At 70.4% G+C, this 11,426-nt stretch carries 9 protein-coding genes; 5 read left to right on the top strand and 4 right to left on the bottom strand.

Annotated elements, in window-relative coordinates:
• Both ACFVJS_RS16425 and ACFVJS_RS16420 read right to left on the bottom strand, forming a co-directional pair.
• The coding region (locus ACFVJS_RS16425; protein ID WP_378882191.1) for a DUF222 domain-containing protein at window positions 1-578 on the bottom strand (578 nt) is incomplete at its 3' end.
• Window positions 579-985: 407 nt separating this feature from the next.
• Complete coding sequence (locus ACFVJS_RS16420; protein ID WP_378882188.1) at window positions 986-2,812, bottom strand: flavin-containing monooxygenase; 1,827 nt, start codon at window positions 2,810-2,812, stop codon at window positions 986-988.
• A 107-nt stretch (window positions 2,813-2,919) separates the two neighbouring features.
• Here ACFVJS_RS16420 and ACFVJS_RS16415 point away from each other — a divergent pair, with 107 nt between their 5' ends.
• The 3 genes from ACFVJS_RS16415 (at window position 2,920) to ACFVJS_RS16405 (ending at window position 7,308) form a co-directional block, all read left to right on the top strand.
• A complete protein-coding gene (locus tag ACFVJS_RS16415; protein ID WP_378882185.1) occupies window positions 2,920-4,101 on the top strand; it encodes a GAF domain-containing protein in 1,182 nt (393 codons plus the stop codon).
• Between the two features lie 97 nt (window positions 4,102-4,198).
• On the top strand, window positions 4,199-4,924 hold the full coding sequence (locus ACFVJS_RS16410; RefSeq protein ID WP_378882182.1) for an ABC transporter ATP-binding protein: 726 nt from the start codon (window positions 4,199-4,201) through the stop codon (window positions 4,922-4,924).
• Window positions 4,924-7,308 carry an ABC transporter permease gene (locus tag ACFVJS_RS16405; RefSeq protein WP_378882179.1) on the top strand — a complete coding sequence of 795 codons (2,385 nt, stop codon included), beginning with the start codon at window positions 4,924-4,926 and terminating at the stop codon, window positions 7,306-7,308. The genes ACFVJS_RS16410 and ACFVJS_RS16405 overlap by 1 nt, the downstream gene beginning before the upstream one ends.
• Window positions 7,309-7,332: 24 nt before the next feature.
• Here the strand turns inward: ACFVJS_RS16405 and ACFVJS_RS16400 are convergent, their stop codons facing one another.
• Window positions 7,333-8,265: a TerC family protein gene (locus ACFVJS_RS16400; protein WP_378882176.1), complete on the bottom strand. Its 933-nt coding sequence runs from the start codon at window positions 8,263-8,265 to the stop codon at window positions 7,333-7,335.
• A gap of 190 nt (window positions 8,266-8,455) precedes the next feature.
• Between ACFVJS_RS16400 and ACFVJS_RS16395 the strand changes: the two genes are divergently transcribed.
• Window positions 8,456-9,838, top strand: coding sequence for an FAD-binding oxidoreductase (locus ACFVJS_RS16395; RefSeq protein ID WP_378882173.1), 1,383 nt, complete (start codon window positions 8,456-8,458; stop codon window positions 9,836-9,838).
• 55 nt (window positions 9,839-9,893) lie between these two features.
• On the top strand, window positions 9,894-10,721 hold the full coding sequence (locus ACFVJS_RS16390; protein ID WP_378882171.1) for a hypothetical protein: 828 nt from the start codon (window positions 9,894-9,896) through the stop codon (window positions 10,719-10,721).
• A 17-nt stretch (window positions 10,722-10,738) separates the two neighbouring features.
• Here the strand turns inward: ACFVJS_RS16390 and ACFVJS_RS16385 are convergent.
• A partial coding sequence (locus tag ACFVJS_RS16385) for a CopD family protein (RefSeq protein WP_378882168.1) occupies window positions 10,739-11,426 on the bottom strand: 688 nt, incomplete at its 5' end.

The raw sequence follows: 11,426 nt of genomic DNA, 5'->3' as shown, positions 1-11,426 counted from the left end.
ACCAGCAGGGCTTTGGCTTCGGCGTCCTCGAACCTGGCGGGGTCGATCTCACGCAAGATCCGGTTGCCCACGATGCGGAGTTCGTTGGCGGTCAGTCGGGTGGCGTGGTCGACCAGGAGCTTCTCGGCCAGCACCAGGTCTTCGGCGCTGGCGACCGGGTCTGCCTCGATCTTGTCGAGTGCGGTGGTGATCACCCTGGCCTTGTCCAGGGACACCACGCCCTCGGCGAGGCCGGCGGCGACGAGGTCGTACTTCGCGACCCCGGCGGCCAGTTTGATCTGCAACCTGGCGGCGCCGGTGTCGACCAGCAGCTCAGCACGCATCCATCCGGAGGGGTCCTTGGCGCCGGTCTCTTCGGCGATGTCGCCGGTCGTAGCGAGCACGCGGAGCTTCAATGCGGCCTGTTGGGCCTGGAGCTTCTCGAGCCGCTCGAGGAGATCCTTCTTCTGTCCGGTCCGCCAATATGCCGGATCGCTCGACAACAGCTCTTGAACCGAGGATTCGATGGCCGTCAGGGCAGCGTCGATCAGATCGCCGGGGTTGGTTCCCCAGTGGTCGATCCCGCTCCCGAGACTCATCGCTTTCCCGCCTTCAAGGGTGTGCTGTGATGACCCTCATTCTACTCCAGAACCACCCCCAGGAGAACCTATTTTCCCAGGTCAACCCCCACTTTCGCGGTCAGCGAACGACCCTTATCTGCTGCGCCACACCCGGGCCGCCGCCCCGATAGCCAGCCAAGTTTTTCTCGATCTGGCCCGGAGTCCAGGACCGCCGAAGGCGGCCGGCGAAGCCGGCGCCCGAAGGGCGTCCTTGACGCCGGACCAGATCGAGAAGACCCTCGAGAGCGGGTCGGCGGCCCACCCCGGCCGTGGGCAGAACGTTCCGGCAGGGAGCCGTGTTGGTCTCGACACGCCTCCGCCCAGCGGCTCCGGCGGCTCGACCAGCGGGGTGAGGTCTCGACAACCTCGACCACCGAGACGAGCGCCTAGGACAGATGATGCACCGGCGCCAAGTTGTAGACCGGCGTCGAAATCCCCTCGAACCGAGCCTTGAGCTGCAGCGCGAGATAGAGCGAGTAGTGGCGCGACTGGTGCAGGTTGCCGCCGTGGAACCACAGCGCCTCCTGCTGGGTCGGCTTCCACATGTTGCGCTGCTCGCCCTCCCACGGGCCCGGGTCCTTCGTCGTGTCGGAGCCCAGCCCCCAGCACTTCCCGACGCGATCGGCGACCTCCTGGCTGATCAGGTCGGCGGCCCAGCCGTTCATGGAGCCGTAGCCGGTGGCGTACACGACCAGATCGGCGGGGAGCTCGGTGCCGTCCTCGAGGACTACGGACGTCTCGGTCAGGTGGGAGACCTGGCCATGCGCGAGCTTGACCGACCCGTTGGCGACGAGCTCGGCCGAGCCGACGTCGATGTAGTAGCCCGAGCCGCGGCGCAGGTACTTCATGAACAGTCCCGAGCCGTCGTCGCCCCAGTCGTGCCGGAACCCGGCCTTCTCCAGGCGCGCGTAGAAGTCGGCGTCGCGCTCGGCCATCTGCTGGTAGAGCGGGATCTGGAACTCGTGCATGATCCGATAGGGGAGCGAGGCGAAGACCAGGTCGGCCTTCTCCGTGGTCATGCCGGCGGCGAGCGCGCGCTCGGAGTAGAGGTCGCCCAGGCCGATGTCCATCAGGGTGTCGCTCTTCACGATGTGGGTCGAGGACCGCTGCACCATCGTCACGTCGGCGCCGTGCTCGAAGAGTGCGCCGCAGATGTCGAAGGCGGAGTTGTTCGACCCGATCACCACGCACCGCTTGCCCTCGTACGCATCCGGCCCCGGGTGCTTGGAGGAGTGGTGCTGCTCGCCCTGGAAGATGTCCATGCCGGGGAGGTCGGGGATGTTGGGCTTGCCGGACATCCCGGTGGCCAGGATGAGCTGCTTCGGGTGCAGGGTGATCTCCTCCCCGCCACGCGAGACGTTGACCGTCCACTCGCCGGCCGCCTCGTCGTAGGAGGCGCTGGTGGCCGTGGTCGAGGACCAGTACGGCACCTCCATGATCTTGACGTAGGACTCCAGCCAGTCGCCGATCTTGTCCTTGGGGGCGAAGACCGGCCAGTTGTCGGGGAACTTCAGGTAGGGCAGGTGGTCGTACCAGACCGGGTCGTGCAGGCACAGCGACTTGTAGCGGCCGCGCCACTGGTCACCGGGCCGCTCGTAGCGGTCGATCACGAGGGACGGCACGCCGAGCTGGCGCAGCCGCGCGCCGAGCGCGATGCCGCCCTGACCGCCACCGATGACCACCACGTACGGCTGCTCGGTCAGCCCCAGCGTCTCCGCCTCGGCCTGCCGCTTCTCGGCCCAGGTGAGTCGGTGGCGGTTGACACCGTGCTCGGCACCCTTCGGGCGCCGTTCGCCGCGCGGCTCCTCATGGCCCTTGAGCTCGTAGAGCGTGGTCAGGAACGTCCACGCCTTGGGCCGGTCGTCCTCGACCTTGAGGCGCAGCAGCCCGCGGCCGCGGCCGACCGCGGTCTCGAACGTGAACCACGCCGTGGTCACGCCCGCCTCGGTCGCCTCGGGCTCCTCGAGCGCGAAGCCGGAGGGGTCGACGCGATCCAAGGTGTTCTCGAGCAGGTCGGTGACCCCGGCCGGGTCCTCGACGGTGGTGATGTTCCAGGAGAAGGCGACCAGGTCCCGCCAGAAGCTCTTGGTGGCGAAGAGGCCGGCGGCCCGGGGGATGTCGCGTTCCTTCAGGGCGGCTTCGAAGTCGGCCAGCCAAGTCTGCGCCGGACCGCTCTGCACGGCCGCGGTAGGGGGTTCGAGTGTCTGCGTCATGACACCAGCACACCGCCGCGCAGGCGCCGGAGAAAGGGTTGCAACGGATTGCATGTGGCGCGGGTCACAGCAATGCACCTACCCTCGGAGGCGGAGGTGGACGCCAGATGACAGTGACCGGAGCAGTGCCGGCGGGAGCAGACCTGCCGCGTCTCGCCCGTGACCTCGTACGCGTCCACGACGCCGTCCTGTCCGGCAGCCGCCCGCCGAGCACACCCCGGATCCTGGTCGAGCGCTCCTGGCGCCGGGTCATGAGCATGGGCCTGGAGCCCGGCAGCAGCAACGGCAGGCGTACGCCATCGGCGGCCGAGTGCGCGGCCCGGAGGGCCCGCTCGCCGCTGGCGACGGTGATCGGTGACCTGCGGGCGGTGCTGACCTCGGCGGCGGATGCCGCGACGTACCTGATGGTGGTCACCGACGCCGAGGGCGTGGTGCTGTGGCGAGAGGGCTCGGCGCGGGTGCTCAAGATCGCCGACCAGCTCGGTTTCGTCGAGGGCGCGCTGTGGACCGAGCGCGCGGTCGGCACCAACGCCATCGGCACCGCGCTGGCCGAGGCGGCGCCGGTCGAGCTCTTCTCCGCGGAGCACTTCGAGCAGGCGCAGCACCCCTGGTACTGCACGGCCGCCCCGATCCACGACCCTCGCACCGGAGCGCTGCTCGGCGTCGTCGACGTCAGCGGGCCCGCGCTGACCCTGCACCCGGCGATCGGAGCGCTGGTCGAGAGCGCGGTGCGCCTGGCCGAGATGAGCCTGTGGCGCCACCATCAGGAGTGGCTCGAGCGGCTGCGGCGCGAGACCGATCACGTCGTCTCCGCCGTCAAGGGTCCGCTGCTGGTCGTCGACGACGACGGCTGGGTCGCCCACCACGCCGGGATGGCCGCCCGCGACCGGATCGCGGCGCCTCGGCGGGACAAGATGCTGACCGTCCCGGGCCTGGGGCTGTGCCTGCCCGAGCGGGTCGGCGAGCGCGGCTGGCTGGTCCGGCCCACCTCGTCGGGCTCGGGGAACCTCACCGCCCGGCTCGATCCCGACGGCACCCTCGAGGTCGTCTCGGGGTCGGGCAGCTGGCGCACCACGCTGACCCGGCGCCACGTCGAGATCCTCACCCTCGTGGACCAGGCCGGTCCCGCCGGCCTGACCGCGCGTGGGCTCAGCGAGGCCGTCTTCGGCGACGCCGAGCACGTCGTCACCGTGCGTGCCGAGGTCTCCCGGTTGCGCCGATCGATCGGCGCCCTGGTCTCGACCAACCCCTACCGGCTGGCCGACGGAGTGACCCTGACCCGGGGATGACCCTGAGACGACCCTTGCCGATCCACCTCAGGTCGTACGCCGGGATCAGCCCCCAGCCCGATGTGGGCTGACGCCTCGCGACGAGAGGCTCTGTGGCATGACACAGACCTCTGTTCCCACGATGACGGCCGCCGCCCGAGCGGTGGGCCTGACCAAGACCTATGGCAAGGGTGCCACCGAGGTGCACGCGCTGCGCGGGGTCGACCTGGAGATCCGTCGCGGCGCGTTCACCGCGATCATGGGCCCGAGCGGCTCGGGCAAGTCGACGCTGATGCACTGCCTGGCCGGTCTCGACCGCCCCACCAGCGGTGAGGTGACGGTCGCGGGCCAGCCGCTGGAGAACCTCGACGACGACCAGCTGACGGTCTTCCGGCGGGAGAACGTCGGGTTCGTCTTCCAGGCGTTCAACCTGCTGCCGATGCTGACGGCCGGGCAGAACATCCAGCTGCCCCTGGAGCTGGCCGGCAAGCGGGTGACCGACGAGACCCGTGCCCGGGCGCAGATGATCGCCGACACCCTCGGCATCGGCAAGCGCCTGGGCCACAAGCCCTCCGAGCTCTCCGGCGGCCAGCAGCAGCGCGTCGCGATCGCCCGTGCGCTGGTCACCCAGCCCGCCATCCTCTTCGCCGACGAGCCCACTGGAAACCTCGACTCCGAGACCTCGGCCGAGGTGCTCGACCACCTCCGCCGCAGCGTCCGCGAGCTCGGCCAGACCGTGGTCATGGTGACCCACGAGGCCTCCGCCGCCGCGTACGCCGACGAGATCGTCACCGTCAAGGACGGGACCCTAGAAATTCAGCAGAGCCAGGGGGTGACGCGCTGATGCGGACGGTGTTGTTCGCATCCTTGCGAACCTACGCCCGCCGGTACGCGGCGGCCGTGGTGGCGGTCGTCGCCGCGGTCGCGCTGATCGTCGTCACCAACGCACTGACCTCCGCGACGAAGTCGGGCCTGTTCGCGGGCATCGACGCGCCGTTCCGCAACGCGGTCGGCGCGGTCGACTTCCCGACCGACGAGGTCACCGAGAAGTACACCGAGAAGGGCGGCTGGGCGCTGGCCGCCTCGATGCAGCCGGTGCGTACGGAGAAGGCGATGCTCGGCCAGGAGGTCATGGTCGGTGCGGTCTCCACCGAGAAGCGCTGGCAGTGGCAGGAGCTCGAGGCCGGCCGCTTCCCGACCCGCACCGGGGAGTCCGTCGTCGACGCCAACGCCGCCAAGACCAACGAGGTCGCCATCGGCGACACGCTGCGGGTCGGCAACGGGGAGTCGGCGGTCGAGACGACCGTGGTCGGCCTCGTGGACTCCCCGTCGATGTGGTCCTCGCCGGTCTACGTCACCTGGCCCGAGATGAAGGACTGGGATCGACTGCACGTCCAGGCCGTCCTGACCGCCGGCGCCGGCGACAAGGCCGACAAATGGCTGAACACCGACGACTACCTGACCGAGCTGCAGACCCAGCTCAACAAGGAGGTCAACGTCGTCGCGTACATGGTCCTGATCTTCGCCTTCATCGCCCTGTTCGTCTCGGTGCTGGTCATCACCAACACCTTCTCGATCCTGTTCGCCCAGCGGATGCGCGACTTCGCACTGCTGCGCGCGATGGGCGCGACGAAGCGTCAGGTCCTGAGGTCCGTACGCCGCGAGGCGCTCGCCCTCGGCCTGATCGCCTCCGCGTTCGGCCTGCTCGTGGGTGCCGTGCTCGGCTGGGGGATCGTCGCGATCGTGCGGCAGTTCGCCGAGACCGCCCCGCTGGGCGATGTCGCCCTGGAGTGGCCGTGGCTGCTCAGTGCCTTCGTCCTCGGCACGCTCACCACGCTCGTCGCCTCCTGGCTGCCCACCCGCCGCCTGATGCGGCTCAGCCCGCTGGCGGCGCTGCGTCCCCAGGAGGGCTTCGACGTACGCGGCGCCGGGATGTTCCGGCTCGGGCTGGGCGTGCTCGGCACACTGGTCGGGATCGGGATCATCTTCGTGGCCGTCGGCTGGGACGACGCCCAGACCGGGATGCTGATCGTGCTGGTCGGCTGCGGGATCACCTTCCTCGGCGTGATGCTCCTCGGGCCGGCGCTGGTGCCGGGCCTGGTACGGCTGGCCGGGGCGGCCCTGGCGAAGGTCGCCGGGTCGCCGGCGAAGCTGGCCGCGGCCAACGCCGGGCGCAACCCGAAGCGCACCGCCGCCACCGCGGCCTCGCTGCTCGTCGGCGTCACGCTCACCACCGGCGTGCTCACCGGGATGAACACCATCCGCGCGGCCACGCTCGACGAGATGGCCAAGCAGCACCCGATCGACATCGCGCTGCAGGCGGAGTCGAAGCCGCTGGCGGACTCGGTCGTCGGGGACGCGAAGGCGGTCCAGGGCGTCGCCGACGCGGTGGCGGTGCCGGGTGTGCTGGCCTCGGTGGAGGCCGACGGCAAGCCCGTCCCGGTGCCGGTCGTGGCTCCGCCCGCGGGCGACATCGCGCTCAGGGACCTCACTGTGAAGCCCGGCACGATGGTGCTCTCCCCGGTCGCCGCCTCGGCCTTCGTGGAGAACTCCTTCGAGGCCTCGGGGGAGAAGGTGACGCTCGCCGTCGGGGACCGGACCGCGACCGTGACCCTGGACGTACGCGAGATCGACGGTGCCGCGCAGATCTCCGCGGCCACGCTCCGCGAGCTGACCACCGACCCGCAGACGTACGCCGTCTGGGTCCGTGCCGACGCCGGAGCCGACCCGGAGGACCTGGCGGGGGCCCTCGGGGTGCTCGCTCCGGACGCCGAGCTCCTCAACGGGAAGGGCCAGCGCGCCTGGGTCGAGCTGCAGCTGGACGTGTTCACCTGGGCGGTGATCGGGCTGCTGGCGATCTCGGTGCTGATCGCGCTGGCCGGCATCGCCAACACGCTGGGGCTCTCCGTGCTCGAGCGTGGCCGTGAGCACGCGCTGCTGCGGGCGCTGGGCCTGACCAAGCGTCAGCTGCGGCGGACGCTGGCCGCCGAGGCGGTGCTGCTCTCCGCGGTCGCCGCCGTGGTCGGCACCGCGCTGGGCGTCTTCTTCGCCTGGGGCGGCAGCGAGGTCCTGATCGGCGACATGCTGCCCGACGCCAGGTTCGACCCGCCCGTGCTGCAGCTGGTCGGCGTCGTGGTCGTCGCCGGCGTGGCCGGCCTGGTCTCCTGCGTGATGCCGTCCAAGCGGGCCACCAAGGTCAGCCCTGCGGAGGGACTCGCGCTGGACTGACCCTGGTGCGGACTGCTCGGCCGATCAGACCTCCGCGTGCTCCCGCTGCTCCTCCTCAGGAGCGGTGGAGCGCGCGGAGGCGATCAGGCTGGTGGTGACGGTGACGGCGAGGATGCCGACGATGACCACCAGCGAGAGCCAGGTCGGCACGACCGGGACGCTGTCCCAGTGACCGTGGGCCCAGTGCAGGCCGAGCTTGACGCCGATGAAGCCCAAGATGGCGGCCAGACCGTAGGAGAGGTGGACCAGCTTGGACAGGGCACCCTCGAGCACGAAGTAGAGGGCTCGCAGGCCGAGCAGCGCGAACGCGTTGGTGGCGAAGACCAGGTAGGGGTCGCCGGTGATGCCGTAGACCGCCGGCACCGAGTCGATCGCGAAGATGATGTCGGTGGCGAAGATGGCGAGCACCACGATGGCCATCGGCTTCAGGCCGATCTTGCGGCCGATGCGCACGGCCAGCATCTCCTCGGGGTCGACCTTCTGGTCGTGGCCCTGGACCGCCTCGATGAAGAGCTTCGCGGCGGTGATCAGCAGGATCGCGCCGAAGATCAGGAAGACGATGTCCCACTGGGACAGCGCCGCGGCGCCCAGGGCGATGAAGATGCCGCGCAGCACGAGCGCACCGACGATGCCGAAGAGCAGCACCTTCTGCTGCAGGTGGCGTGGCACCGCGAAGGCCGCGAGCAGCAGCATGAAGACGAACAGGTTGTCGACGCTGAGCGACTTCTCGACGATGTAGCCGGTGTAGTACTCGAATCCGGTCTGGCTGCCGTGGGCGCTCCAGACCCAGACGCCGAAGGCGAGCGGGAGCGCGATGTAGAAGGCCGACCAGCCGATCGCCTCCTTCATGGAGACGTCGTGGGGCTTGCGGGTCAGGACGAAGTCGAGGGCGATCAGCACCACGACGGCGGCGATGGTGACGGCCCACAGGGTGGGCGTGGCAATGGAATGCAGCATGCAGGGTCCTCAGGCGTGTCGATGAAACGTCTGAGGTCTCCCTCACCCCGAGACCGGGGCGCCATTCCGGGACGGTGTCGGCACCGACGTACTGACCGGAATGAGCTTGGTGAGGTACTCCCCTCGAGGTAAAGCCTATCGGTATCGCGGAAGGGGTTCGCAAATCGCCGTCTCACGAGAGAATGGCGGGATGACGACGGAGTCACAGCTTTCCCTGGTCGATGACCTCGCCGCCGGCGTCTCCGAGGTGGTGACGGACGAGCTCTCGCTGCTGGCGGCCTCGACCGACCGGTCGGGCTCGGTCGCCGCCGGCCTGCCGCTGGCGGTGGTGCGGGCCCACAGCATCGCGGACGTACAGGCCGCGATGCGGATCGCCTCTGCCCACCGGGTGCCGGTGGTCCCGCGGGGCGCGGGCACCGGGCTGGCCGGGGGAGCGGTGGCCGGCACCGGCCACCTCGTCGTAGACCTCTCCGCGATGGACCGGATCCTCGAGCTCGACCCGGTCGACGAGGTCGCGGTCGTCGAGCCCGGCGTGCTCAACGCGCGACTGGACGCGGCCGCCGCCGAGGTGGGGCTGCGGTACGCGCCCGACCCGGCGTCGGCGGCGATCTGCTCGATCGGCGGCAACGTCGCCACCAATGCCGGCGGGCTGCGCTGCGTGAAGTACGGGGTGACCCGGGAGGCCGTCCTGGGCCTCGACGTCGTGCTCGCCGACGGCACTTTGATCCACACCGGCCGGCGCACGATGAAGGGGGTCGCCGGTCTCGACCTCACCGCCCTGTTCGTCGGCTCCGAGGGCACCCTGGGCATCGTCGTCGGCGCGACCCTGCGGCTCAAGCCGCGGCCGGTCTCCACGCTGACGGCATCGGCCGCGTACGCCTCGGTGGCGGCCGCCGCTCGTGCCTGTGCCGAGATCGCGGCCGCCCGGCGGCTGCCGTCGATGCTGGAGTTCATCGATCGGCGCTGCCTCGAGGCGGTCGACCGGTTCGCCGGCACCTCCTACGCCTCTCGCGGGCACGCCTTGGTGATCGCCCAGGCCGACGGTCCGGCCGCCGCTACGGAGATCGAGGCGATCGCGGCCATCCTCGGCAAGGAGGCCACCTGGATCGAGCAGGGCGTCGACGAGGAGTCCTCCGACCGGCTGGTCGAGGCCCGCCGCCAGGTCCTGCCCGCCATCGAGGCGGAGGGATCCTGGTTCATCGAAGACATCTGCGTGCCGCGCTCCCGGCTCGCCGAGGCGGTCGACCGGATCTCCGAGATCTCGCAGAGACACGGCGTACGCACCTACACCCTCGCCCACGCCGGCGACGGCAATCTCCACCCGGTGATCGGCTGGGACCCGTCCCCGGACGACGTCCCGGGAGTGATGCCACCGGCGGAGACCCTGGCCGGCGACGAGATCTTCGCCCTCGCCATCGAGCTCGGCGGCACCACCACCGGCGAGCACGGCGTGGGCCGGCTCAAGCGCAAATGGCTCGAGCCCGAGATCGGCGCGGACTCGATCGACCTGCAGCACCGGATCAAGGCGGCTCTGGATCCGCTGGGGATTCTCAATCCGGGTGTCGGGTTCTGACTCAGCTGACGGTCTCGGGCTCCGTTTCAACCAGGGCCATGACACTCTTTACCCCGTGCGTGTCGGTATTGCTGCTGTCGTCCTGACCCTCGGCCTCGCGGTCACCCTGATCGCCTGCGGTGGCGAACCGGAGGCGGCCGACCCCACCTCGACCCCGAGCGTGGCGACGGTCGTGACCGAGATCGAAGGGGCCGACGGCACGGTCGCGACCGCGGGCGGCTACACGCTCGGTGACGTCCGCCTGCCTGCCGAGGCGGGCACACCGGGGAAGGTGAGCTTCACGATCACCAAGGACGGCGACCCGGTCACGGACTACATCGAGGAGCAGACCAAGGACCTCCACCTCTACGTCGTACGCGACGACCTGGAGGTCTTCCGCCACCTGCACCCGACCGAGGGTGAGCCCGGTGCCTGGTCAGGCGATCTGACACTCCCGGCGGGCGGCACCTACCGAGTCGTCGTCGAGTTCGCCGCCCGGACGCCCGACGGCAAGGGGGACCAGGCGATGCTCGGCGCGACGGCGAAGGTCGCGGGGGCGACCGAGGTCGACGTACCCGGCTCCGACGACGGCACCGTGATCGCCGCGCTGGAGGAGACCCCGAAGCCCGGGATCGACCAGGAGATCGGCGTGGTGCTCTCCGACCCGGCCGGCAAGCCGGTCAACCTCGGCACCTACCTCGGGGTCTACGCCCACGTCACCGCGTTCAGCCGTGAGACCGGCGAGGTCATCCATCTGCACCCGCTCGGCGGCCCCGAGAACGGCGAGGACGGCACCCGGCTCGGTATCCATGTGAAGCCGCCGAAGCCGGGTGACTACGTCTTCTTCGTGCAGGCGCGGGTGGACGGGATGATCCACACGCTCCGGCTCCCGGTCACTGTCTGAGGGTCACTGTCTGAGGGTCACTGTCTGACGGGGAACTTCAGCACGCCCAGCGGGCTCTCGAACTCACCCAGCCGCAGCCCGACGGTGGCCTCCCAGGTGCCGCCCTTGGGCAGCACCACGTCGGCCTCCCAGGTGCCGGCGCCGACCGACCGCAGCGCGAGGCTGCCCAGGTCGACGTCGCCTGAGCGCAGCTTCGCGGTGGGGACGGCGGCCGCCTCGACCGGCTCGCCGGCCGTGTCCTGGATCTGCAGCCGGAGCACGTTCGGCCCCGGACCCGCCGGAGTGAGGGTCGCGTAGACCCGGTGGTCGTCGCCGAGTTCGGCGGCCTGGGTGTTGGTCTGCGCGACCGCGGCCGTACCGGCGCCGGTCGAGCCGGCACCCGCCTGCGGGGGCTGGTCGACCAGGAAGCCGGTGACACCGAGGACGACCACGAGCACGCCCGCCTCCATCAGCACCGCCCGGCGCAGCATCGAGCCGGCCTCGACGGTGTCGTCGTGGCCGGCTGCCTGACGCACCCGGGGGAGGACCAGCAGCCGGTTGCCGGCCGCCATCACCGCGACCGCGATGACCAGGGCGATCTTGGTCATCAGCAGGGTGCCGTACGTGCTGTTGAGCAGGTTGTTCCACGAGCCGAGGATCCGCCAGCCCATCAGCACGCCGGACGCCGCGAGCGCGGCCAGGGACGCGGCGGCGAGGGTGGAGAAG

Source organism: Nocardioides sp. NPDC057772, from assembly GCF_042798075.1.
In the GTDB taxonomy this organism is placed as follows: domain Bacteria; phylum Actinomycetota; class Actinomycetes; order Propionibacteriales; family Nocardioidaceae; genus Nocardioides.
Note: the sequence above shows the minus strand (reverse complement) of the source record. Positions and strands in the feature narration are given on the sequence as shown.